The following is a 23,563-nucleotide window of genomic DNA, read 5'->3' as shown; positions in this document are numbered from 1 at the left end:
CGATGAAGTTGATCCACGAGACTGGTTGGGCCGAACCACCTGCCAGTACCGAACAATCTCTTAGCACTGACATCGCCTGCGACGTGGTGGTGATCGGCGGGGGTGTTGGTGGCATGTCGGCCGCACTCCGCCTCGCCGGCAAGGGCGTCGACGTGGTGCTGCTCGAGGCGCAGACCCTCGGCTGGGGCGCCAGCTCCCGCAACGCCGGATACATCACCAATTCGATCGCCGCCGATCCTGAGATGCTGCGACTGTTGCTCAAGCCCGAGCGGCTGCGCAACCTTTACCGGTACGCCGAAAATGCGGTGCATTTCGCCGAGGACGCCATCACCCACCACGGAATCGACTGCGGCTACCAACAGGCCGGAATTGTGATGGCTGCCGTTTCCAAAGGTCAACTGCGGCGGGCACGCCGCAACGCTAAGGCAATGGCGGACGCCGGATCGTCTGCCGAGTTCGTCGAAGGGCGTGCGGCGGGGCTTCCGGACGGATTCCTGGGCGGAGTGCGCGAGGGCGTCGGTGGAACGCTCAATCCCGGTGAATTCGTTCTAGGCCTGCGTGCCGCGACGATCGTTGCCGGTGTGCGCGTCTACGAGCACACCCCTGCCCGCGACGTCACCGACACTGGTGGGAAGGTCACGGTCGAAACCCCGGGCGGCACGGTTCGGGCTCGCAAGGCGCTGCTAACCACCAACGCCTACAGTGGGGGCCTTTCCATAGCGCCGAAGAACCTCGCGACACCAGTGTGGACCTCTCTGGTCGAGACTGAACCCGTCGCTTCCGAGCGACTCGACGAGATCGGCTGGACCAGCCGTGCCCCGATGGTCACGCTGCACATGATCATCGAGAGCTACCGCGTCACCCCGCAGAACACAATCGTGTTTGGCACCCGCCGTATACAGACTGGGCGGAACCCACTGCCCGACCGCACGCCCGACCGTCGTGTCGCCGATGACCTCGTGCGCGGATTCCGCGATCGCTTCCCGGGGCTGCGCGACGTCAAACCGAAGCGGGCGTGGGGCGGCTGGATCGGCATGAGCTCCACGTGGCTTCCCGTTGCCGGCGAGGCGTCTGACAACGTGCTCTATTCGCTCGCCTGCAATGGCCACGGGTTCGCCCAGGCCCAGTATGTCGGCAATTTATTGGCGGACCGGGCTTGTGGCACACCACTGCACGACGACCTGGCAGCAATCTGGCACGGCCGCAAGCGCTTCTGGCCCAGCCTCGTCAGCAGCCCCGCGCTGTACGCGGGCTGGCTCGCCGACCGCGCCTCCGACCGTTTGGCAACCCTAACGAAATGACCACGCCGCTGGTCGGCTGGTGTCACCCTCAAGGAGCAAATCATGGCCATCTGGGAACTACTCTTCATGGTCGCGGACATCTGGATGATCGCCGTCGGCTTCATCTACGGCGTCCTGTTCATCCGGAACTTCAGAAACTACCTGCTCGGCCTGGAATGGATCATTGTCGCGACGTCGGGGACCAATTTCCTCATCTACGCCCTCCTGCAGGCTGGCCAGGAAAGTCCGATGTACTCCATGGCGTACTTCCTGGACGCCTTTTCCCGATCCATCGGTATCACGCTGATCCTGGTCCTCGGGCTGATGAAGGTCACCCACCGGTATAAGCCGTCCGCGGCAATGGATATCGGTGTGTTCGCCCTCGCTGCAGTAGCGGGCTTCATCCTCAGTCGGTTTGCGGAGGAGATCGGTCTCTCCGGCAAGATCTTCTACATCGTGGCCAACGTGCTCACCACGATCTTCCTGATCTACTTCGTGAAACGCCTGTGGGAGATCGGCGAACGCGGCCACGCAGTGTGGGCCGGCATTGCCACCGCCTGCGGGTTCCTCATTGCCGCGACCTACGACTTCGTCCACATCCCAGGCGATGACGCAGAGCGCACGATCTTCTACACTCTGGCGCTGACCACGTGGGGTCTGCAGATGTTCACCTACTACCGCGCCTACCGCGCCTTCGACGCGTACAACAAGCGTGTCGATTCTCGGGCGCTGAGCACCGTACCAGCCACGGCTTGAGCTGCGCCGCGGCCGCGGCCGCGGAAGATTGCTTGCGCCGAGGGGCTTCTCGTGTCATACCCGGAAACTATGACTACAGGAAAGGCGGCCACCGCCACCATCCGGTGACCGTCATGCCGATCTCATCAGCGGTTTCGTACACCGCCCTATCCACCAGAGTCCGCCGTCGCCGAACTCTACCGGCGAGTGGGCTTCAATGAACCGAAGTTCATCTGAGTGCCCTCTCCCCCGGCGGCACTGCAGTTACTTGCCGATGAAGATTTACCGGCCCCTCCGTCAATCTTCGGAAAGCCTGTACATCCTTCGACGGCGATCGCCGCGCTCTGCTCCACGTCCCGTGCCCGGATGGACAACCATCTACGTCGGCGGCATCAGCAAGATCCGCTGGCCCCTACGATTGGGCGACATCGGTACTCATACGGCATCTTCGCTTCTGGCTGATCGAACTTCCTGGCCGTCACGACTTTTGGGCGATTAGGTAGGCCTGCGGGGTGGACTCGAACCCGTCGTTTGCGGGTTCGCGGACGAGTTCGGCATACCTGCGCAGGCCAGTCCGCTCAAGCCTGCGAATGATGTCGTCGGGCTGGCGGCGGAAAAACGTCAATTCGATCTGCTGGCCGAATGCCTCCTCGAGAACTCGGGGCTGGTCTCCGACTTGGAACGCCAATAGAGCCATGCCACCGGGGGCCAGGACGCGAACGAACTCGTCGAACACGCGATCCAGGTGTCCATCGGGGATGTGGATGATCGAATACCAAGCGCAAACGCCGCCGACGCTGGCGTCGGGAATGGCGAGGTTGGTCATCGATCCGACCTCGAAGGTGAGGTCCGGATTGAGGCGTTGAGCATGGTCGATCATTTTGGGTGACAGGTCAATGCCGAATGCCTCGACTCCGTGGTCATGGAGGATCTTCGTGGTCGCCCCAGTGCCGCAGCCGACATCGATGACCTGCTTGTTGTCCGTCGCTGCAACGAGTTCAGCAAAAGCGCCGAGCATCGCGCGATCCAGGGGTTTGTCATCGAGGTGAGTGTGGAAGCGCTCGGCGTATCGGCCTGCAGTGCGGTCGTAGCCGGTGCGTGTCCCCGTGAGGAAATCGTGGTCATCCACGGTTCGCATTATCTCCTCATCATGGGCGATAGGGTCTCAACCGACTGATTCGAGTGCGTCGGCGGCATCATCTTCGAGTTCCTGGGCGCGGCGCAGGGCGCCGTTACTGTCCAGTTTCGAGCGCCGTCGACATACCGCCCTTTGAATCCGCGAACAGGGAGTGTGAGCAGCTCAGAGCCGCGTGAGCAAGGAACCACCATTGCCGGAATGGCCTCGAGTTGATTCAAGCGCCACCCGAGCCCGGCCAGGCCTAGGTGGCTGTGGGGTCGATGTCTTTGCAGAGTGCCTGGGCGGCATCCAGTGAAGGAATACCGCGGCGTGAGCAATGCTGGTGCTCACCCGGTGCAGCAATCTCAAGGGGAGAGAGGGATGGCTTCTATTTGCGGCGCCTGGTACGCAGTCGGCGCACGAGGTCAAGGATGATGCTTCGGTCCTCATCGCTGAGTTCTTTTGCTGCAGCAGCTATTTCATCCATGTCGTCATTGGTGCGTGCATTGATGGGTCTTCTGCTGCGGGTCTCTGGTCAGCAGCTAGCCGGCCGAGGTGCGTTTTGATTCGTTCGAACTCTTCTTCTGGGCCGAAGAAGTCGAGCGGTACTTCGAAGACGTCGCAAAGGTGTTTCAAACCGACGGGGCGACGGGGATCGCTCCGTACTGGTACGTGATCCGTCGGCAACGCGAGCACAGCACATTTAAGGCACAGTGCGGCCGTACTCGTTGCCGATTGACCTGAACACGTCGCCGAATCCGCCTGCGGTGCTCTTCACGGCGGGTGTGCTGGGGTCCGTTCACTGTCGGTCGGCGGGTGCCTGGTGGGCGGTGTGTAGTGCGGCGAGGGCGGCGGTGACGGCTGCGATGGTCTGGCCGTCGAGTACCGTGCCGATGCGGTGCTGGAGTTCGCGTTCGAACACTGCCATGGCACGGTCGAGTACGTCATGTCCGGTAGGAGTGAGTTCGACGAGTGAGGAACGCCTGTCATTGGGATTGGCGCGGCGCGCACAGTATCCGGCGGCTTCGATACGATCGACGACCTTGCTGGTGCCGCCAACGGTGATGCCGAACTCCGCCGCGATGTCCTGGACGCGGCCGCTGCCGTCACGCGCCAGGAACCGCAGGATCTCGAACCAGGTCAGCTGCAGATCGCATTCGTCCCGCAGAGCGTTGTCGACGACGTTCCACAGCCAAATCTCCGTGCGAATCAGGTTGTCGAACAGCGACTTCAGGTCGGTCATTTCCGATACTCCATTTAGGTCAGTGCGCCGGTGACGTTCGACCACCGCGGTACGTCACGCTTCCTCAGTGGTCCGAGATTCCTGCAGGTCAAAGGTTACTGGCCCCAGAAGGCGTCTTCGGCGGCCGGATCGGCAGAGAACAGCCACATTTCAGTGATCTTGCCGTCGTTGATGCGCAGCAGGTCAACACCGTCCATGGCCATCGCGGCGTCGTCACGGCGACCCGCAAAATGCAGTGGGGCCGCGACTAGGTCGCCGTTGCTCATGAAGTTGTGAATGGTGTCGATGGCGAAGCTGCCCTCGCTGGCCTGCATCATGGCGCCGAGCATCGCGAACACTGCGTCGCGGCCTTGGTGGTTGCCGGAGAATTGGTTGGCGCCGGGCTGGTGCCAGAGGACGTCATCGGCGAGCAACGCGCCGACGGTGGCAAAGTCCCCGCTCTGAACTGCCTGGAAGTAGCTGCGGGCGACCTGAATATTTTGCTCGGTCATAAGATTTCACTCCTTGTTTGTGCCTCCGGTGAAGGTGGCCTAGTTGTCCACCCCGGGCGGCCCGGGCGTGAACCTTGAACATTCAGCCAAAATGCTAACACGTAAGTATATTCCTAGGAAGCATATTCCAGTTATGTGCGTTCTGGCCGAGCCGACCTAGCGGCAGCACCCCAAACGACTCTCCGTTGACCGGCGACAAAGCCCGAACCTACGCGTCCCACCCGGCAGCGGTCACCCGACCCGCGCCCTACGCCTCGCCCCAATGCGGCTCCGGCGCGGGGTCAGTTTTAACAGTCGGCCGGCGCCTCCGGCGTATTGGTGAATTGCCTGCGGTAGGTGGTGGGTGTGGTTGCGAATGCAGTAGTGAAGTTCTGGCGAAAGGTGATGGTGCTGTTAAACCCACAGGCTGAGGCGATTCGATCGATGCTCCAGTCGGTGGTTTCCAGGAGCGCGCGCGCCTCATGCAAGCGCTGCTCGAGTATCCAGCGGGCTGGAGTGGTGCCCGTGGCTTGCTGGAAGTGGCGGATGAAGCTACGACGGCTCATCCGAGCCTGTCTGGCGAGCTTGTCGACTGTGAGTGGCTGGTCGAGGCGCGTGAGCGCCCAGTTCATCAACTCAGAGATCGCGGTGTCAGTGGCAGGCTGCGCGAGCGGACGTTCAATGTACTGCGCCTGGCCGCCCTCCCGGTGCGGCGCGACGACGAGGCTGCGCGCGACGCGTGCCGCGACCGCGGATCCCAGATGCTTGCGCACGATGTGCAGGCAGGCGTCGATCGCTGATGCTGTTCCGGCGGAAGTGATCACATCACCGTGGTCGATGTAGAGCACGGAGGAATCGACCTGGATTCCGGGGCGCCGCTGAGCGAGTTGTGGCATCGCTTGCCAGTGTGTGACTCCTGCTCGACCGTCGAGCAGGCCCGCGTCGGCGACCGCGAATGCGCCGAGGCACAGCCCGGCAACTAAGGCGCCGCGCGTGTGGGCGCCGGTCAGCGTGCGGGCAAACGTGTCGCTGGGCGGAGTCAGGGCCAGTGGCCAGGAAGGAACAATGACGATATCAGCCCAGTCAGCGGTGCCAGGTCCCGCAACATCGCCGATCGAGTATCCCTCCTCCGTCCGGACTGCTCCGGCTCGGTCGGACCACAGCCGTGTCTCCCAGTCGTCGGCGATGCCGAGGCGGCGTATTTCCCCGAAGACCATCATGGGCGCGGCCAGGTGAAACATCGTGATGCCGTCGAAGGCGTATAAGGCAATCCGCACGATGCCTCCTTTGGCCCAATCTCATCGAAACTTTGCATTCATGCCACTCGTTTCAAGGATAGACCTACCGCAGAATCGAAGGCGGCTGCCCAATACAGGCCCGACACACGAGTTGATCCAACGCAAGGAGCGAACCCCATGACCCCACCACGCCGCGCCCTCATCGTTGTCGATGTACAGCAGGAATACTTCGACGGACCGCTGCAGGTCCAGTACCCGCCCCGCGACGAGTCTCTGGCCAACATCGTCACCGTGGTCGAGGCCGCTGCCGCGAACGACGTGCCGGTCGTAATTGTCCAGCACCAGATGCCAGAGGGTGCACCGGTTTTCGTGGAGGGTTCGCAAGGGTGGGCGCTGCACCCAGAGATCGAAAAGCGCGTCACCCAAGCATGGAAGCACGTGAACAAAACGTACTCGAGCGTGTTCGCGGGCACCGACGTTGCGGAGTGGCTGCGCGCGAAGGATGTCGACACCATCACCATTGCTGGTTACATGACCAACAACTGCGACATCGCCACCGCTGTTGAGGCGGAAGGGCTGGGCTTCGCGACGGAGATCCTGTCCGATGCCTCCGGTGCTATCCACCTCGCGAACGAGGCGGGACGCGTATCGGCCGAAGAACTCCACAAGACACTCATGGTGTTGCTGCAGTCCAACCTCGCCGCCGTCACCACGACCGCGCAATGGGCCGACGCCGTGCACACCAACTCGGCTTTGGCCAAAAGCAACCTGGTCGTCTCCGCGCTGGAAGGCCGCTCAGCAGCCGCCCTCGTATGACGAGGCAGCCCAAGAAAACCACTCCCCGTAGCGGGAGCCACCTGCAGGGTGGGTTTCGCTACGGGGGTACCGGTATTGGATGAACGGCGTCCAGAGGTACAAGCAGGCCTCGACGCTCAGCCATGGTCGAACTACCCCACCCGCTGCCGATGTCACCGAAACGGTTAGCCATGATTGCGCATATGACTCGATCGCACTCGGCTACTTGCAGCAGCGTTGCCTCAAGCGTGAAAGCACTCGGTGACCTCTGTTCAGAGTCCGTTTCCCGCTTACACGCGCGGCTACCTGGAAAGGCGCTCGCAGCATGGGGATCGGGATTCGCTGTCGCAGCGGCGGTTACGGCAGGATGCGCGAACACCCCAAGCGAAGCCGAACAGTCCGCCACCACGCCAATGGTTACTGAACATTCGGAGCGCAAGATGGAGGACAGGATCGTTCAGCACGATGCAGGTGAATCGGATGGACATTTCACGATCATGGACGAGCCCACCGCGCTACCGCGGTTTCCGTTGCTCCCGGACGACTGCATCGCCCCAGCTACGGACGGAAAGATCATCTTTGTCTGCGCCGGCGCACAATACGGTGACATCTCGGTCACCGTCGAAACTCTGCCCGCCCCGCCGGCACAGCCTGAAACAGGATGGCAAGAGGTATTTGACACCCATGTCACCTCCACAACCGGCGATCTCTACCTCTGGACAGGCATGGCAACACGCTTCCCCGGTATCAATGAGCCCCTCACCGATAAGCCCGGGACCTACCAAGTGAGAATCCACATCAACGGGCGCCTCGAAAACCGCGGCTGGTTCACAAACGTCACCGATGAGACGTACCTGATCCAGATCTGGCAGCAAAAGTAGAGAAGTCCCCGCGCCGACCATCGACCAGGATGGGCCCTACCAGGGCGAAAGCTTCTCAGGGCCAACGAAGCAGGACGGTGAGCAACGTGGATGTACTGGCGCTGGCTGAAGCAGGCATCAGCGATTGCGTGAACCCCGGTCAGACAGACTGCATGCCCGATTTGGGACCTTCCTGTCCACCGCCGCAGCGCTCAGCCTCACGATCCTCGCGTGCACGATCGGAGCCGCCTACTCTGGGCAGCCATGATCTGACCGACGCCCGCGCTCGACGTGGCGCCGTCCAAGCTGTGGTCACGCAACCGGCCTGCGCAGCAAATGAGATGGGTTAACGTGCGTAGGTGGGTGAGATAGGGTCTCGACGGCGCAGGCAGCCAGCGCCGCCCCATGCAATTTTCGAGGCTCTGACGGATTTCCATCGCGACCCGACGAGGCCATGGCTGATCCTGCTTAAGGATGAGCGCGCACCGGCAATTCTTGGGGCAGCTTTCCCAAACCTTGTTTCTTGGAGCTCAATCTGGCCGCGTAGACCGGATATTCACATCAGATTCGACATTGTCGACGACCACCATGGTGGCTCAGATGTGAGGTGGACACTCCTCGCCAGCGACGGGATGGTTTACGATGCATCCGCGATTGGCCACATGTGCAAACGGTTGAACGAGCTGATCAACAAGGATCTTCGCTACACGTTTGGCCAGTAGTATCCCCAGAGGCGTGCCGACCCTGGTTCCCGGCCCGTCATCCTTCGAGTACGGCCACGACCTTCTTCGCGGTCGCCTTCGCTGACTGTGGGTTCTGGCCGGTCACCAGGCGCCCGTCGACTACGGCCTTGGGCGTGAACGGCACGAGACCTTTCTCGTAGACCGCGCCGCGCTTCTTCATTTCTTCCTCGACGTTGTACGGCACAAGTTTGTCGACGCGGGCTACCACTTCCTCAGTCCAGGCAAAGCCGGTAAGTTTACGACCCTCGACCAGTAGCGAACCGTCGGACAGTTTGACATTCAGCAGGCCGCAGTAGCCGTGGCACACGGACGAGACAACTCCCCCGTTCTCGAAGATCTCACGCGAGATACGTTGCAGACCTTCACTGTCCGGGAAGTCATACATTACGGCGTGACCACCGGTGTAGTAGATCGCGTCATAATTAGCCGGGTTGATCTTGTCGGGCGACCTGGTGTTCTCGAGCAGCGCCATCCGGGCGGGATCCGCCTTCCACGCTTTCGCTGTCTTGTCGACGTTCGGGAACTTCAGCGACCGTGGCTCGAGCGGGGAGAACCCACCCTTAGGACTGACGATGTCCTGCTCGTAACCGGCCTCTTCGAAGACGTGCCAGGCGTGCGTCAGCTCCGAGAGCCACAGGCCGGTCGGGTGCGATGGATCGTCGTAATGATCGACGTTGGTGACGACGTGCAGAATTCGCTGGGCCACGTTCGTAGACCTCCTCAATTGTGGTTGCTGGGCGGTGGTTGCAATTGTTCAGCGGGGCCGGGTCAAATTGGTGCCAACTTTTCGACTACCTCAACAGCACGGGCTGTACCTCGCTCCAAGGCGAGATCGGCTGCCACGTCTGCCGCGCGCTCCTTCATCCCGTGGCTCGTGGCCGCCTGAGTGATAATTTGTGCCAGGTTCTCAGGTGTCGTCGCAGCTTGTGGCACGGGTTGCGTCGCCACGCCGATTCGGTGCATCTTCCGCGCCCAGAATGGTTGGTCCCCGGTGAATGGGCAGACCACCTGAGGTACCCCAGCTTTCATCGCCGCTGCGGTTGTGCCACCTCCGCCGTGGTGCACAACTGCGCTCATGCGCGGGAAGAGCCAGCTGTGCGGCACATCGTCGCTCACAAATACGTTCTCAGTGAAGGGATTGGCGCTGATTCCGCCCTCGCCTGTCACCACTACCGCGCGCACTTTTGCGAGGCGAAGCGCCGCCGCAACGGTCTCTGCGGTCTGGTCTGGATCGCGGCCGGTCATCGATCCGAATCCCACATAAACCGGGGGTTCTCCCGCGTCGAGAAATTTCTGCAGCGCAGCGTCGGGAGCCCAGCCTTCGGGGTCGGGCAAGTACCAGAAGCCAGTTGTGACAACCGAATCTGGGTAGTCTGGGTCCTTTGGCAAAACGGAGCTGCTGAAAGCCTGAAGCACAGTGGCCGGGGTGCCATCAGGCTGAAGGAACTGGTTGTGCATCCCGCGCCTTTTTCTGGCCAGACCCAACTGGCGGGAACGCCAGGAGCCGATGCCGCCCACTGTGGCTCGTGACAAAAGTTGTGAGGAGAGATATGTCGCGCGGTTGAGGAATGCTGGGAGTGACTGCGGGCCGAACGGTGACGGAAACGCCGATGTGGGCACCCATACGGGCTGGAGCGCGACGGGCACAGCCGCGACGCCGAGGTACTCGCCGATATGTTGACCTGGAACGAGCGTGTGGTGGATGACCAGATCGTAGTCTGCGTGCGCAGCAACACCGGCGATCTCTTCAAGCACGGTGTCCATGTATCGGCGCGTACGGCGGACGACGGTGAACGCGAGCTTCTTACCTTTCAGCCCTGCATAATTCGATTCCAGTGCAAACCGGACGTCCGGGTCGTCGGTCAATCGGTTCCACTGGTCATCGAGGCCGAGATACTCGAGCCCATACGGCGCGGCGACGTGGGTAAAGCAGCGTGGCCCCGCGATGGTCGGCGAGTGGCCGGCATTCTTGAGAGCGTGCGCGAGTGCAATATACGGCTGGACGTCGCCGCGAGTTCCATGCGTCTAGATCAGTATCCTCATTCCAGTGAGACTAGCCCTGCAGTCTCGATGAACTCGTCTGCATCAGTCCCCTATCCGGGATGCGCGTTCCGCACCGCTGACAAGCGTCACGAACGTCTCGTAACAGACCGCCAGATTCCATAGCTTGACGCATGCCGATATCGGAATATGATGGCATTTATGGCACGAGCAGCGACAACTTCGGACGTCTTCAACGCGATCGCCGAGCCGCAGCGCCGGGAGATCCTGGTACTGCTGCGAGCGGGTGAGCGGCCGGTGACCGAGCTGGCCGAGGAACTGGGGATGACCCAGCCGGGGGCGTCCAAACACCTGCGGGTACTCCGGGAAGTCGGGCTGGTGCGGGATCGCAAGGCGGGCAAGCAGCGCCTGTACGGCCTTGATGCCCGCGAACTGCGGCCGATCCACGAGTGGACCGGCGGGTTCGAGCAATTCTGGAACGAGAGCTTCGACCGACTGGACGCATACGTGCAGGACCTGAAGCAGACAACGCAGGAGAAGTAGCTGATGAGCGAGATGGGACGAGGAGCGCCGGCGCAGTCAGCGACGGCTGACCGGGAGATAGTGATCTCCCGAGTCATCAGTGCCCCACGGGAACTGGTGTTTGAGGCGTTCACCGACGTGAGGCACCTGTCGAAATGGTGGGGGCCGCACGGGTTCACCACCACCACGCGGGCGTTCGAGTTCCGCGTCGGCGGAGAGTGGAACTTCGTGATGCACGGACCGGACGGGACGGACTACCAGGAGTGGATCGCCTGGACCGAGATCACCCCGCCGCAACAGATCGCGCTACTCCACGGTGAATCTCGCGGCGACCCCAACGCTTTCGAGTCGGTCATCACGCTCACCCCCGACGGTGCAGTAACCCGGATCGAGATGCGCACGGTGTTCCCCACCAAGGAGTTGCGTGACGAGGCGGTCGAGAAGTACCACGCGATCGAGGGCGGACAGCAGACCCTGAGAAACCTGGCTGCCTACGTCACCGAGACCCTTCAGATGAAAGCAAAGAACTGATGGCCGGGAAGGTGTTCTTCAGCGTGACGATGTCGCTGGACGGTTTCATTGCGCCTGAGTCGGTCGAGGACTTGATGGGACGGCAGTGGAGGGAACTGCAGCAGTGGATCTTCCCGCAACGGTTCTTCCGGGAGAACCTGAAGCTCGGCAAGGGCGGCGAGGAAGGGCGCGACAATGACATCGTCCGGGAGACGTTCGAGCGCACCGGCGCGAGCGTGATGGGCAAGCGCATGTTCGATGCCGGTGAGCAGGCGTGGCCGGAGGAGGCGCCGTTCCACACGCCGGTGTTCGTCGTGACGCATGAGACGCGTGACCCCTGGGAGCGGCCGGGCGGGACCACTTTCTACTTCGTCAACGACGGCATCGAGGCCGCGCTCGAGCAGGCCCGCGAGGCCGCGGGCGACCGAGACATCCGCATCGCGGGTGGCGGCGCAACGATACTGGAGTACGTGAACGCCGGCCTGATCGATGAATTCTCAATCGCGCTCTCACCCATGCTTTTTGGCTCCGGAATCCGCCTGTTCGAGGGCGTCGACGCGGCCCGCGTGGCCCTGGAGCCGGTCCGCGCGGAGCCGACGCAGCGGGTGACCCACCTGACCTACGCGGTCCGGGAGCGGTAACTGCATCTACCTCACACCATTAGGGCATTGTGTGGGAAGCTGACGAGCATCGTCTGACACTTCGAATCGAAATGGACACTTGATGCGACCGATCGCTCGTACCGCACTCGTTGCCGCAGCGGCATTTCCGCTCGCTTTGACGTCCCCCGGCTTGGCCGCAGCAGCCGAGCCCACCGATGTCAGCTACGCATACGCGGTGAGCGGATCGAGCGTCACCAATACCATCACCAACAACTCAGGTTCAGTGCTTCAGTGCGCCACTTCCCTTGCGCCCGCGCCAGAGGGCGTCCTGCCGCCGGTGGAGGAAGTTCTTCGCAACGGTCAGACGCTTTACGCCGTCGGCGAAGTTCAGCCGGGCGGCGCTACACAAACGGTTAGCGACGTGCCGGACGGCACATACGTCGTGCTCGCCACGTGCTCAAGCGACGACACTGACCCTGCCATGTGGGTATCCGACTACCCGGGCATCGAAGAAACACTGCAACTGTTCCCCGCCACCGCGTTCACGGTCCAGGAAGCATCGAGGGTTGTCACCATTCCTGGCGGGGCTCCAACACCCGCAGAACCCGCCGTGCCGGACCTTCTGACTCTCCTGTTCAGTGGCAGCGCGGAATAAGCAACGGCCTAGCTAGGCACGCGCGAGATCTCCTTAAGAAACCATGGATTTCCTCAGGAAACTCGGTAGCTGTCAACCTGTCTGAGACAGGTGGGGTGGTTTGATGTTGATTCCGGTGGCTTCGGGGAGCCGGGGTGCTTGTGGGGGTTGCCGGAATCGTTTGGGGTGGGCGGCGTAGTACTGGTCGAGGTGTTGTTGCCGCTGGTGCTGCACGTGGTGGGCGGTGCTGTGGTAGACGCTGGCGGGGGTGTGCCAGTTCAGGCCGCTGTGGCGGTGCTGGTGGGCGTAGGTGTGCAGGTACTGCCCGGTCCATTCGCGGGCGTGTTCGATGCTGTCGAAATGGTCCGGGCAGTTCAGGTCGTATTTCAGGGTTTTGAACATTGATTCGGAGAACGGGTTATCGTCGCTGACCCGGGGCCGTGAGTACGACATGGTGGCGCGGTGGGGGATATTTTCGAGCAGGCTGGTCAGCTCGCTGGCGCGCATGGCGGCGCCGTTATCGGAGTGCACGATCGCGGGCGCGCCGTGCGCGGTGAGCGCGGCGGTGAACATGTTTTTCGCGTCCGCGGCGTTCTCGCTGTAGCCGATGTACCAGCCCACCGGGTAGCGGGAGTACACGTCCACGATCAGTCCGAGCCGGTAGCGGTCCTGATTACGCGGCCCGCGCAGTTCGGTGGTGTCCCAGGTCCACAGCTCATTCGGCGCGGCCGCTGCCACGACGGGTTTTACCCGTTTGCTGCTGGCGCCTCGGCGGATCCGGCGGCGGTCCCCGGTGAGCTTCTCGCTGCGGGCAACGCGGTAGAACGTGCTCAGCGAACAGCCGATGTTCTTCGCATCGAAGGCCCGCCAGTACGCCTGCAGCACCGACAAATCCATGTGCTCCTCGCAGCCGAGCAGGTCAATGATCGTGTCACGCTCGGTGTGACTCAGCGCCGCGGGCTGCTCCCGCCGGGCTTGCGGTGTTGGATCGGTGACCGGCCGATAATGCTGATAGCCACGGGTGATGCGGTAAAACGACGACCGCGCAACACCAATGAGCGTGCATGCGGCGAGCACGCTCATCCCGGCCGCGATAAGAGCGAGGAGCACGCCGGTCAGGACAGGTTCTTGCGCTGCAGCCACCGTGCGTACTCGTCCGCGCTCATCAACGCTGGCGGGATCTGTTCGTGCTGCTCGCTGGAGCTCTCGTTGATCCCATGCAAGAGCTCGTAGGCTTTTCCCAGGATTTCCTGAACGGCTTCAGCCTGGGCGACCTTCTTCTTCAGGGCCTCATTCTCGCTGCGTAACCGCGCTAACTCGGCCCGATCACGATTACTCACACGGTTCCTTGACTTCTCTGAGGCAGCCACCATCGCGGTGGTGTATTGCCCCCGATCATATGCCTGCAGCCAGGGGCGAACAGTTGCCTCATCCAGGCTGAACTCGCGCAGCAGCCGGGCCTTCGCACCACGCTCGGTGCAGTCCTGCCAGCGCCGCACAAAATTTACCCGGAAGGCCAGCGGAAACATCCGCTTTCCAGTCGGGGACCGGCCGATCTCAACATCACTCGTCACGGGGATCCAATCCCCGCCCTACCCGTCAGACGGTGTCTCACCACCATCCTGACAAATACGGAACTTCCTGAGGAAATCCATGGTTTCTGTCGCAAATCTGTGATGGCCCGACGCCTGTGAGCGGAGGTAGTGACACGACCGGCGATCGTCATCATTCTTCTATCAGCGCGGACGCTCCCTTAGAGCAGTGCCACCAAGGCTGGGAAACAGATCCGCGGGCCGCAGGCCGACCTCGATAGATGGTCGGCAGACTCGTTCACGCAGCTCCGCTGGACCCCCTGGCTCGGCGACGCCCAGGGCTGTGACGTCGTGCTTTGCGGACGGCGATACGCCACGCTAGTTCGGACAGGGCGGTGGTTTCGCGAAGGAAGGCGCGCGGTTCGGTCACAGCCAGCTTTTTCGCCTCCCGGCCGACGAACGCAGCCACGCTGCGTTTCGTGGCAGCAGTCGCTTTTTGCAGGCTCCCGCTGTCGTAAGGCGGCTGCGGGTCGTACTCAATCACTAGCTGTGCGGCACGGGCAACGTCATCCCCCGCGATTCTTCCGACTAGCCATAGGGCGAGGTCGATGCCTGCTGAGACGCCGGCTCCAGTGACGATCTTTCCGGTGTGCACTATTCGCTTGTCGCTAATGGCTTGAGCCCCGAGTCCTTTGAGCACGGACATCTCCGACCAATGCGTAGTCGCGGGCTTTCCATCGAGCAGGCCGGCGGCGGCCAGCACCACCGACCCGGTGCAGACCGACGCGGTCCATTGCGTGGTTTCGTGTGTTCGCCGCAGCCACTCCAGTAACTGCTGGTTCTTTGCGATGGTGCCACTGGCAGCTCCGGACCCACCGATCAATACGATGTCCGGCGCGGGAGTTTCGTCGAAGGAATGCGTGGCTGCCATGACAAAAACGCCGCTGTCAGCGATCACGGGCCCAGGCTCGGTCCATACGAAACGCAAGTCAGCTCCGGGGATGCAACGTAGCACCTCGTACGGGCCGACGATGTCAAGCGCGGTCATACCGGGGTACACCACGATCGCGATCTGCATGCTTGCTCCTCAGGAAATTTTTGGTTTGGTCTGAAAGTGCTGCCGGTACCGGCCAGGTGTTGTTGCTGCACGTCGGGCAAATGCCCGGTGCAGGGTCTCCGGGCGCCCGAACCCTACTTGGGTCGCGATCGCGGGAATGAGCAGATCGGTGGTTTCCAGAAGGACTTTCGCCGCTTCGACCCGCAACGATTCGACGAGCACCGCTGGCGTGACCCCAACTTCCTTGCGGAACAAGCGGGCGAAGTTCCGTGGGCTCATGTCTACGCGTGAAGCAAGAGTTTCGACGGACAGGTCTTCCGCCAGATGATCGGGCAGCCAGCGCTGCAATTTCACCAGTGCTGGCGTGCGCGCCGGTGGATTGCGCATGTGCATGCTGAACTGCGACTGCCCGCCGGGGCGGCGGAGGAAGACCACGAGCCAGCTCGCCACCTGATGTGCGATCTCAGAACCGCAGTCGTTCTCGACCAATGCCAGTGCCAGGTCAATGCCAGCGGTGACGCCAGCTGACGTCCACCGGTCACGGTCGCGAACGTAGATGGCGTCGGCCTCCACATCTATGGCTGGATGGTCAGTTTGTAGTTGCCCGCATGCGGCCCAGTGTGTGGTCGCCCGATAACCGTCGAGCAGGCCAGCACGCGCGAGGATCGCCGCACCTGAGCACACCGAGGTGGTGCGCCTCGTGGTGGCCGAAATGGTTCGAAGGTCGTCAATCGCGGCTGGGTGATCGTCGGCGAAGGAATAAACACCCAGACCACCGGCCACGAGTAGCGTGTCGATTCCAGCCTGCTGCGATGCGTCAGTGAGCGAAGCGTCCACACCGATGCTGATGCCGCTCTCCGTGCGCACTGTCTTGCCGCCCGGCGACGCGAGCCTAACCGTGTAGCCGGGGTTCGAGCCCAGCAACGATGCGGTCCGAAAGACATCCGTTGGGCCGGCGATGTCGAGCAGGTTGCAGCCGTCGAACACGACGACAACGACCTCACGGACATCGCTTGAACACTGCACTCATTGATCGTCTCCGGAAGGACGGTTGGCGGCAAGGACAAGTAACTGACGATTTCAGCCACACCAGGAGGCGCGGCGTTATCAAAGCACCGCGAGGATCTCGTCCGCGGTTCGGTGGCCCGAACGGACTGCGCCTTCCATATAGCCGTTCCATTCGATCGCGTGCTCTGCCCCCGCCCAGTGCAGTCGCCCCACGGGTTTGCGAAGGACCTCCCCGTAGCTGGTCCACACGCCGGGTGCGAAGTGGGCACCATAGCAGCCGCGCGTGAATTCCTCTGCACTCCAATCTTTCTCCACGTAGTCGATAGGATCGGCGGCTTCCGGACCGAAGTACCGGACAAAGCAGTCAAGAACACCGGCACGCCGCTCGTCTTTGGGCAGGCGCTGCCAATGGCGAGCTTCGCTTCCCTCGACAAACCCCATCAGGATGCCCACTTCACCGCCGGGCGGTGAGACGTCGAAAGTCACTTTCACTGGTCCCTGGTCCGAGATCGCCTGCCCGTTCAAGCCCTTCCTGCGCCAGAAAGGTGTCGGATAGACCGCGAAGTTCTTGATGACGGTCCCCGCCGGGAGTTTCTGCGTGAGCTGGTCCCGCCAGGCTGGAAGCGCTGGTTCGTAGTGCAGTCGACCGGCCAGTGTCGGCGGAAGTGTGATGAGAACGCGCCGCGCGGAGTGTGTCTCGCCGGATCGCGTACGTACGGAGACGCCCGTGCTGGCTTGTGAAACGTCGCCGACCGCGGCGCCCAAACGGACGTCGAGGCCCGCCGCGAGGCGCTGCGCCACCAGAACCGAGCCTCCGACTACGCGGTCCTTCTGTGCACCCTGGTCGACGGAGATCAGAGTTTCGAGGTCCCGGTTGCTTACGGTGTAGAAGAGCGCATGGAGGAGTGAGATATCGGCCGCGTCGGCTGAGAAGATCGCCTCCGCGGCAAGGCGGAAGTAGGCACGGCCGCTTGGTGTCCGCAGGTTTCGGCGCACCCACGACTCGTAGGTCTGTCCGTCGAGGCTACGCGCCCGATGGTGCAGCCAAGGCGCGGCGGGGTCAACGGTGCGCGCGAGCCGGCCGAATCGGATGAGGCCCTGAAACAGGTCGGCGAGCGCGATCGGGTTGAGTTTTGGAATGGCCCCTTTCTTTGGGGCGAGGTGAGCCTTCTTGCCGAGAAGATGGAGAAGCAGCTTGCCTTCATCGTTCCAGGTTCGGAAGGTTTCGAGACCGAGTTCCTCCACCAGGGCGTACATTTCGGTGTGGCCTTCGCCCAGCCACGTGCCGCCGAGTTCGATCGGATGCCCTTGAACTACACCACCTTCGGTGCGGCCGCCCACACGGTCACGCGCTTCTAACACTCGAACGGACTTACCCACGTCCACGAGCTTGCGCGCCGCGCTCAGTCCGGAGAGTCCCGCGCCTACAACGATGACGTCGACGTCGTGCATGCGTTCTCCTCGTCAAGTCAGTCCTATGACTGAGATGCCCCAAGGGTAGGGTCATCTGCCCGAACTCCACCAGGGTCCTTTACGGCTCGCACGCGCGAGATTTCCTCAAGAAACCATCGATCTCCTCGGTTTGTTCCGTATTTGTCAGGATGGTGGTGAGACACCGTCTGACGGGTAGGGCGGGGATTGGATCCCCGTGACGAGTGATGTTGAGATCGGCCGGTCCCCGACTGGAAAGCGGATGTTTCCGCTGGCCTTCCGGGTAAATTTTGTGCGGCGCTGGCAGGACTGCACCGAGCGTGGTGCGAAGGCCCGGCTGCTGCGCGAGTTCAGCCTGGATGAGGCAACTGTTCGCCCCTGGCTGCAGGCATATGATCGGGGGCAATACACCACCGCGATGGTGGCTGCCTCAGAGAAGTCAAGGAACCGTGTGAGTAATCGTGATCGGGCCGAGTTAGCGCGGTTACGCAGCGAGAATGAGGCCCTGAAGAAGAAGGTCGCCCAGGCTGAAGCCGTTCAGGAAATCCTGGGAAAAGCCTACGAGCTCTTGCATGGGATCAACGAGAGCTCCAGCGAGCAGCACGAACAGATCCCGCCAGCGTTGATGAGCGCGGACGAGTACGCACGGTGGCTGCAGCGCAAGAACCTGTCCTGACCGGCGTGCTCCTCGCTCTTATCGCGGCCGGGATGAGCGTGCTCGCCGCATGCACGCTCATTGGTGTTGCGCGGTCGTCGTTTTACCGCATCACCCGTGGCTATCAGCATTATCGGCCGGTCACCGATCCAACACCGCAAGCCCGGCGGGAGCAGCCCGCGGCGCTGAGTCACACCGAGCGTGACACGATCATTGACCTGCTCGGCTGCGAGGAGCACATGGATTTGTCGGTGCTGCAGGCGTACTGGCGGGCCTTCGATGCGAAGAACATCGGCTGTTCGCTGAGCACGTTCTACCGCGTTGCCCGCAGCGAGAAGCTCACCGGGGACCGCCGCCGGATCCGCCGAGGCGCCAGCAGCAAACGGGTAAAACCCGTCGTGGCAGCGGCCGCGCCGAATGAGCTGTGGACCTGGGACACCACCGAACTGCGCGGGCCGCGTAATCAGGACCGCTACCGGCTCGGACTGATCGTGGACGTGTACTCCCGCTACCCGGTGGGCTGGTACATCGGCTACAGCGAGAACGCCGCGGACGCGAAAAACATGTTCACCGCCGCGCTCACCGCGCACGGCGCGCCCGCGATCGTGCACTCCGATAACGGCGCCGCCATGCGCGCCAGCGAGCTGACCAGCCTGCTCGAAAATATCCCCCACCGCGCCACCATGTCGTACTCACGGCCCCGGGTCAGCGACGATAACCCGTTCTCCGAATCAATGTTCAAAACCCTGAAATACGACCTGAACTGCCCGGACCATTTCGACAGCATCGAACACGCCCGCGAATGGACCGGGCAGTACCTGCACACCTACGCCCACCAGCACCGCCACAGCGGCCTGAACTGGCACACCCCCGCCAGCGTCTACCACAGCACCGCCCACCACGTGCAGCACCAGCGGCAACAACACCTCGACCAGTACTACGCCGCCCACCCCAAACGATTCCGGCAACCCCCACAAGCACCCCGGCTCCCCGAAGCCACCGGAATCAACATCAAACCACCCCACCTGTCTCAGACAGGTTGACAGCTACCGTGTTTCTTACGGGCATTGATGGTTTCTTGAGGAAATCTGCAGAAGCGCGCGCGTGAACGCCACATGACCCGCTACCGGCACTTAGGTTAGGCTCACTTCATGCTAGAGTTCTCCCGCTTCCTCGCGCGCGCCTTTTGATCACTGTCTACGGATCTGCGCTCGGGTGGCGCATTGATCTGGACGAAGCAGAAGGCACTGACGATTATGAGCATTACCGCAGGGCGAATTGGCATCTTGGTTCTCACCGCAGCACTAGCGAGCGCACTGGTGGCATGTGGGCAATCTGAGGCTGTAGATAGCGGCGCCGCCGCTTCAAATGAAGAGGGCACGACGATCTACCCGCTCGTCCTCGATAACTGCGGCAGGACAGTAACAGTCGACGCCGCACCACAGCGGGTGGTCTCGCTGGACCAGGGATCGACTGAGATCTTGCTGTCCCTGGGGCTCGCCGAACGGGTGGTGGGCACTGCGTCGTGGACGGATCCTATCCGTGAAAATCTTGCGGAAGCCAACGCGCTGGTCTCGCGACTCGCAGACAACGCTCCAACCTACGAGGTCGTCCTTGGCGCAGATCCGGACTTCGTGACGGCGTCTTTCGGCCGGCATTTCGCACAGGGCGGTGTGGCCGATCGCGACCGTTTCGAACAAACCGGCATGGAGACATACCTCTCTCCCACGGACTGCGATAACGGCGTGAGCATCAACGGCGGTGGCAAGCGCACCAGTCCGCTGACGATGGACGCGCTGTATCAGGAGATCCGCGAACTCGCGGCAATCTTCGACGTCAGCGATCGGGGTGAGAAGCTGATCGAAGAGTTGCAGGGTCGCGAGGCTGCCGCGCTCGCAGGCATCGGGGCAGCGGATGTCTCGCTGGCTTTCTGGTTCGCCGATACTAAGAGCCCCTACGTGGCCGGTGGTCTCGGTTCCCCGAACCTGCTCGCGAACAGCGTCGGCGCCGAGAACGCGTTCTCGGACCTGACGGACGACTGGGCGCCTGTCGGCTGGGAGACTGTAGTCGAACGCAATCCCGATGTCCTCGTGCTCGGTGATTTGTTGCGCAACCGCTTCCCCGGGGATCTCCTGGCGGAAAAGACTGCCTTCCTCGAATCAGATCCCCTCACAAGGAACCTCGATGCGGTGCGCAATGGGCACTACATCGCACTGCACGGCGCGGAAATGAATCCCTCTATTCGGACCGTTGACGGGCTCGAGAAACTCGCCGCGGGACTCCTCGACCTGAAGGTGCCGTCTTGACCCTTACGCTCGAGTCCGCAGAAACCGGTGGACGCGTGCCGGTTCGGCAGCGGTGGGTACTCGGTGCCTTGATCGCGTGCGCAGGATTCTTCGTGCTCGTATTGTCGATCCTTGTCGCGATCACGCTAGGGCCCGCGGACGTGTCAATGGTCAATGTCCGTGACGTCCTGCTGAATCACGCAGGGCTCGCGGACATCCCGGTGCGGCCGACGAAGAACGCGATCGTGTGGGAGGAACGTCTCCCCCGCGCGCTAGTGGCCGCCGCATGCGGTGCCGGACTCGGCCTGTGCGGCGTCATCATGCAGTCCCTTCTCCGGAACCCGCTCGCTGACCCGTTCATTCTTGGGATCTCCTCTGGGGCGTCGACGGGTGCCGTGGTCGTGGGCGTGCTTGGAGTCGGAGGGATGGCGCTCGGTTTGTCCGGAGGTGCATTCATCGGCTCGCTCGTCGCGTTCGGGCTGGTGTTACTGCTCGCGCGGCTGTCCGGCGGCAGCAATGACCGCGTCATTCTCGCGGGTGTGGCTGCTACTCAACTGTTTTCGGCTCTCACATCGTTCGTCATTTTCGCGTTCGCCGACTCCGACGAGACCCGCGGCGTGATGTTCTGGCTGCTCGGCTCGCTCGAAGGCGTTCGATGGAACGACGTGGTGCTGTGCACCGTCATCGTGCTGCTCGGCACCGCCATTTGCTTGCACTACGCATATGTTCTTGACGCGTTCGCGTTTGGTGAAGATGTCGCTGCGTCCCTGGGCATCTCCGTCACGAAGGTCCGGCTGCTCCTTCTCGTCGTGACCGCACTCATCACCGCGACACTGGTGAGCGTCGCCGGTGCTATCGGTTTCGTAGGGCTCGTGCTCCCCCACGCGGCTCGGCTTCTGGTGGGCTCAAGGCACAGTCGGCTGATTCCCGCGACCGCTGTTATGGGGGCCGTATTCATGGTGTGGGTGGACGCTATCTCCCGGGTGGCTTTCGCTCCCACACCGCTGCCGGTGGGTGTCGGTACCGCCCTAATTGGTGTTCCCGTGTTTATCGTCATTCTGTCCCGGCGGAGGAGGGCCCTATGACATTGCACGCCGAAAGTGTCACCTGGAATCGTGGCGGCTCGCTGGTCGTCGACGGTGTGACGGTTACGCCGGCACCGGGTGCGACGGTGGGACTGCTCGGTCCCAACGGGTCCGGGAAGTCCTCGCTCCTGCGCCTTCTGAATGGAGTCGTTCGCCCGACTGCGGGTGTCGTGACACTGGACGGACACGACCTGACGACATTGCGGCGCAGAGACATCGCGCGTGCTGTTGCGGTCGTGAGTCAGCACGCGGATACGGAAGTCGACATCGCCGTTCGCGATGTGGTGCGTCTGGGACGAATCCCGCACCGCGGAACATTTGGTGGTGACCCGGCGACCGACGACACCGCCGTGGCCTCGGCACTCGAGCACACAGGTCTCACGGCAAAGGCGGACCGGTTGTGGCACACACTGTCCGGCGGTGAAAAGCAGCGGGTGCAGATCGCGCGCGCTCTCGCGCAGAATCCCCGTGAGCTGCTACTCGACGAGCCGACCAACCACCTCGATATCCACCATCAACTGGAGTTACTGGCCCTCGTTACCCGGCTGCCTGTTACGAGCGTGATCGCCCTGCACGACCTCAACCTTGCCGCCATGTTCTGCGACTGTGTGGTCGTACTGAAGGACGGGCAGGTTGTTGCTGGAGGAGCGCCCGCTGAAGTCCTGACAACTGAACTGATTGCCACGGTGTACAACGTCCGCGCCGAGGTTGTCGTCGACGACGCCACAGGACGGCTGTCGATAAGGTTCGAACCGGGTCCGGTTCCCGTTCTCACCCATTGACGCCACGCGCATTGAGGCGCGTTAAGAGGTCGTCGAAGAGGTCGAGACAATAGCTGGCAGTGTAAACGGAGCCAAAATTCACATTGCCATTGCTGTAAATTACGGCGCCGGCCGCAACTGCTGGAATCTCACCCCACAGCACGTCGGTGCCGCGGTCTGGGGCACCATCGACTGCAGTGGTGACCAGGAGCCCGTCAGCAGGTGCTAGAAGGTCATAGCGTTCTGGGCTTATGGGATCTTTGCCTTCAACAGGCCGGTACAGTTCAATGCCAAGGTCGTGCGCAACCTGTGCCGCGATTCCGGAAGGTGCAGTGCCGTTTGCTCCGCCGGAACCGTAATTGATGAGGGCGATCTTGTGTTCCGCTAACCCTCTTCTGTGGCGTCCACGTATGTCCTCGAGCTTGGATTCGTATTCGGCGGTGGCCGCCCGTGCTTTTCCCGTATCGGAAATGCCAAGCCAGCCAATAAGCTGGGTCAGTGATTCCCGCCATGGCAGCGTGAAGTCCAACGGCAGAACGGGCGCAATCTGCATTAGTGCTTCCCGCGGCCACTGAGGGTCTTCAGTACCAAGGTCCGTGCAGATGATGAGGTCGGGTTGTAGAGCGGCGACCTCTTCGAGGTTCACCGGTGATGTCAAGACTTCGAGATCTCCTTCCACGGGAACCCACCGCTCGGCTTCGCTGTAGCTGTAACCGACCAGCGGTAGCTGCAGCGAAACAGCCGGTTCGAGGTCAAGTCGAGAATCGATGGCGATGACGCGGCGTGGTTCGAGGGGAATGTCGTATGTCCCGAGAGCGGTCGTTACTGTCCGAGTTGCCGACGCGCCTTGGTCGCTGTCCCCCTGCTGTACCGAGCAGGCACTGAGGAGAGCGGCGAGCGACGCCGAACCGATCATAAAGTCTCGCCGCGTCAGCTGATCAACCAGTTGGTTCCACCTGGCTTCGGAATACGGTGCGGAAGCGCGCGTAATCGTCATAT

Annotated in this window: 26 protein-coding genes; 14 read left to right on the top strand and 12 right to left on the bottom strand. The window is 62.3% G+C overall.

Annotated features, from left to right (window positions below; genetic code table 11):
- Positions 1 to 2 precede the first annotated feature (2 nt).
- Positions 3 to 1,301, top strand: a complete 1,299-nt coding sequence (locus FHU29_RS07380) for an NAD(P)/FAD-dependent oxidoreductase (protein WP_064439061.1) — start codon at positions 3 to 5, stop codon at positions 1,299 to 1,301.
- Positions 1,302 to 1,343: 42 nt separating this feature from the next.
- Entirely contained in the window at positions 1,344 to 2,036 is a 693-nt protein-coding gene (locus FHU29_RS07375) for a hypothetical protein (RefSeq protein ID WP_064439062.1), read from the top strand.
- 457 nt (positions 2,037 to 2,493) lie between these two features.
- Here FHU29_RS07375 and FHU29_RS07370 read toward each other — a convergent pair whose 3' ends face one another.
- The 4 genes from FHU29_RS07370 to FHU29_RS07355 all read right to left on the bottom strand — a co-directional run bounded on the left by FHU29_RS07370 (position 2,494) and on the right by FHU29_RS07355 (position 6,122).
- Positions 2,494 to 3,153, bottom strand: coding sequence for a class I SAM-dependent methyltransferase (locus FHU29_RS07370; protein WP_074390731.1), 660 nt, complete (start codon positions 3,151 to 3,153; stop codon positions 2,494 to 2,496).
- A gap of 778 nt (positions 3,154 to 3,931) precedes the next feature.
- Positions 3,932 to 4,375, bottom strand: a complete 444-nt coding sequence (locus tag FHU29_RS07365; protein ID WP_064439064.1) for a MarR family winged helix-turn-helix transcriptional regulator — start codon at positions 4,373 to 4,375, stop codon at positions 3,932 to 3,934.
- A 95-nt stretch (positions 4,376 to 4,470) separates the two neighbouring features.
- Entirely contained in the window at positions 4,471 to 4,866 is a 396-nt protein-coding gene (locus FHU29_RS07360; RefSeq protein WP_064439065.1) for a nuclear transport factor 2 family protein, read from the bottom strand.
- A 287-nt stretch (positions 4,867 to 5,153) separates the two neighbouring features.
- Positions 5,154 to 6,122, bottom strand: coding sequence for a GlxA family transcriptional regulator (locus FHU29_RS07355; protein WP_064439066.1), 969 nt, complete (start codon positions 6,120 to 6,122; stop codon positions 5,154 to 5,156).
- A gap of 138 nt (positions 6,123 to 6,260) precedes the next feature.
- On the opposite strand from FHU29_RS07355, the gene FHU29_RS07350 reads away from it, so the two are divergent.
- The 3 genes from FHU29_RS07350 to FHU29_RS07340 all read left to right on the top strand — a co-directional run bounded on the left by FHU29_RS07350 (position 6,261) and on the right by FHU29_RS07340 (position 8,460).
- Positions 6,261 to 6,899: an isochorismatase family protein gene (locus FHU29_RS07350; RefSeq protein ID WP_064439067.1), complete on the top strand. Its 639-nt coding sequence runs from the start codon at positions 6,261 to 6,263 to the stop codon at positions 6,897 to 6,899.
- A gap of 182 nt (positions 6,900 to 7,081) precedes the next feature.
- Complete coding sequence (locus tag FHU29_RS07345) at positions 7,082 to 7,759, top strand: hypothetical protein (protein ID WP_157094917.1); 678 nt, start codon at positions 7,082 to 7,084, stop codon at positions 7,757 to 7,759.
- Between the two features lie 338 nt (positions 7,760 to 8,097).
- Positions 8,098 to 8,460, top strand: coding sequence for a hypothetical protein (locus tag FHU29_RS07340; RefSeq protein WP_064439069.1), 363 nt, complete (start codon positions 8,098 to 8,100; stop codon positions 8,458 to 8,460).
- A gap of 37 nt (positions 8,461 to 8,497) precedes the next feature.
- Here the strand turns inward: FHU29_RS07340 and FHU29_RS07335 are convergent, their stop codons facing one another.
- Both FHU29_RS07335 and FHU29_RS07330 read right to left on the bottom strand, forming a co-directional pair.
- On the bottom strand, positions 8,498 to 9,187 hold the full coding sequence (locus tag FHU29_RS07335) for a type 1 glutamine amidotransferase domain-containing protein (protein ID WP_064439070.1): 690 nt from the start codon (positions 9,185 to 9,187) through the stop codon (positions 8,498 to 8,500).
- Between the two features lie 62 nt (positions 9,188 to 9,249).
- Positions 9,250 to 10,347: a glycosyltransferase gene (locus FHU29_RS07330; protein WP_083962138.1), complete on the bottom strand. Its 1,098-nt coding sequence runs from the start codon at positions 10,345 to 10,347 to the stop codon at positions 9,250 to 9,252.
- A 336-nt stretch (positions 10,348 to 10,683) separates the two neighbouring features.
- Here FHU29_RS07330 and FHU29_RS07325 point away from each other — a divergent pair, with 336 nt between their 5' ends.
- From FHU29_RS07325 to FHU29_RS07310, 4 genes are all read left to right on the top strand, one after another.
- Positions 10,684 to 11,025, top strand: a complete 342-nt coding sequence (locus tag FHU29_RS07325) for an ArsR/SmtB family transcription factor (protein ID WP_064439071.1) — start codon at positions 10,684 to 10,686, stop codon at positions 11,023 to 11,025.
- 3 nt (positions 11,026 to 11,028) lie between these two features.
- Positions 11,029 to 11,535, top strand: a complete 507-nt coding sequence (locus tag FHU29_RS07320; RefSeq protein WP_064439072.1) for an SRPBCC family protein — start codon at positions 11,029 to 11,031, stop codon at positions 11,533 to 11,535.
- Positions 11,535 to 12,155, top strand: coding sequence for a dihydrofolate reductase family protein (locus FHU29_RS07315; protein ID WP_064439073.1), 621 nt, complete (start codon positions 11,535 to 11,537; stop codon positions 12,153 to 12,155). Before FHU29_RS07320 ends, FHU29_RS07315 begins: the two co-directional genes overlap by 1 nt.
- An 82-nt stretch (positions 12,156 to 12,237) precedes the next feature.
- Positions 12,238 to 12,771: a hypothetical protein gene (locus tag FHU29_RS07310; protein ID WP_064439074.1), complete on the top strand. Its 534-nt coding sequence runs from the start codon at positions 12,238 to 12,240 to the stop codon at positions 12,769 to 12,771.
- A 72-nt stretch (positions 12,772 to 12,843) separates the two neighbouring features.
- Here FHU29_RS07310 and FHU29_RS07305 read toward each other — a convergent pair whose 3' ends face one another.
- The 5 genes from FHU29_RS07305 to FHU29_RS07285 all read right to left on the bottom strand — a co-directional run bounded on the left by FHU29_RS07305 (position 12,844) and on the right by FHU29_RS07285 (position 17,799).
- A complete protein-coding gene (locus FHU29_RS07305; protein WP_183377490.1) occupies positions 12,844 to 13,893 on the bottom strand; it encodes an IS3 family transposase in 1,050 nt (349 codons plus the stop codon).
- Positions 13,866 to 14,324 carry a hypothetical protein gene (locus FHU29_RS07300; RefSeq protein ID WP_232323104.1) on the bottom strand — a complete coding sequence of 153 codons (459 nt, stop codon included), beginning with the start codon at positions 14,322 to 14,324 and terminating at the stop codon, positions 13,866 to 13,868. The genes FHU29_RS07305 and FHU29_RS07300 overlap by 28 nt, the downstream gene beginning before the upstream one ends.
- A gap of 256 nt (positions 14,325 to 14,580) precedes the next feature.
- Positions 14,581 to 15,360 (bottom strand): DJ-1/PfpI family protein, encoded by a 780-nt coding sequence (locus FHU29_RS07295; RefSeq protein WP_064442687.1) that lies wholly within the window; start codon positions 15,358 to 15,360, stop codon positions 14,581 to 14,583.
- Positions 15,361 to 15,369: 9 nt separating this feature from the next.
- Entirely contained in the window at positions 15,370 to 16,365 is a 996-nt protein-coding gene (locus tag FHU29_RS23640; RefSeq protein WP_064442688.1) for a GlxA family transcriptional regulator, read from the bottom strand.
- Positions 16,366 to 16,446: 81 nt separating this feature from the next.
- Positions 16,447 to 17,799 carry a flavin monoamine oxidase family protein gene (locus tag FHU29_RS07285; RefSeq protein WP_064442689.1) on the bottom strand — a complete coding sequence of 451 codons (1,353 nt, stop codon included), beginning with the start codon at positions 17,797 to 17,799 and terminating at the stop codon, positions 16,447 to 16,449.
- Between the two features lie 196 nt (positions 17,800 to 17,995).
- Here FHU29_RS07285 and FHU29_RS07280 point away from each other — a divergent pair, with 196 nt between their 5' ends.
- From FHU29_RS07280 to FHU29_RS07260, 5 genes are all read left to right on the top strand, one after another.
- The gene (locus FHU29_RS07280) at positions 17,996 to 18,454 is read left to right on the top strand and encodes a hypothetical protein (RefSeq protein ID WP_232323104.1); all 459 of its coding nucleotides are present in this window, start codon (positions 17,996 to 17,998) and stop codon (positions 18,452 to 18,454) included.
- Positions 18,427 to 19,476, top strand: a complete 1,050-nt coding sequence (locus FHU29_RS07275; protein WP_183377490.1) for an IS3 family transposase — start codon at positions 18,427 to 18,429, stop codon at positions 19,474 to 19,476. Before FHU29_RS07280 ends, FHU29_RS07275 begins: the two co-directional genes overlap by 28 nt.
- A 213-nt stretch (positions 19,477 to 19,689) precedes the next feature.
- On the top strand, positions 19,690 to 20,739 hold the full coding sequence (locus FHU29_RS07270) for an ABC transporter substrate-binding protein (protein WP_064442195.1): 1,050 nt from the start codon (positions 19,690 to 19,692) through the stop codon (positions 20,737 to 20,739).
- The gene (locus FHU29_RS07265) at positions 20,736 to 21,803 is read left to right on the top strand and encodes an iron chelate uptake ABC transporter family permease subunit (protein WP_064442145.1); all 1,068 of its coding nucleotides are present in this window, start codon (positions 20,736 to 20,738) and stop codon (positions 21,801 to 21,803) included. Before FHU29_RS07270 ends, FHU29_RS07265 begins: the two co-directional genes overlap by 4 nt.
- Positions 21,800 to 22,585: an ABC transporter ATP-binding protein gene (locus FHU29_RS07260; RefSeq protein ID WP_064442146.1), complete on the top strand. Its 786-nt coding sequence runs from the start codon at positions 21,800 to 21,802 to the stop codon at positions 22,583 to 22,585. The genes FHU29_RS07265 and FHU29_RS07260 overlap by 4 nt, the downstream gene beginning before the upstream one ends.
- Here the strand turns inward: FHU29_RS07260 and FHU29_RS07255 are convergent.
- Complete coding sequence (locus FHU29_RS07255) at positions 22,575 to 23,561, bottom strand: TroA family protein (protein WP_064442147.1); 987 nt, start codon at positions 23,559 to 23,561, stop codon at positions 22,575 to 22,577. The genes FHU29_RS07260 and FHU29_RS07255 overlap by 11 nt on opposite strands.
- Positions 23,562 to 23,563 lie beyond the last annotated feature (2 nt).

It is taken from the genome of Hoyosella altamirensis (assembly GCF_014191505.1).
Lineage (GTDB): Bacteria > Actinomycetota > Actinomycetes > Mycobacteriales > Mycobacteriaceae > Hoyosella > Hoyosella altamirensis.
Note: the sequence above shows the minus strand (reverse complement) of the source record. Positions and strands in the feature narration are given on the sequence as shown.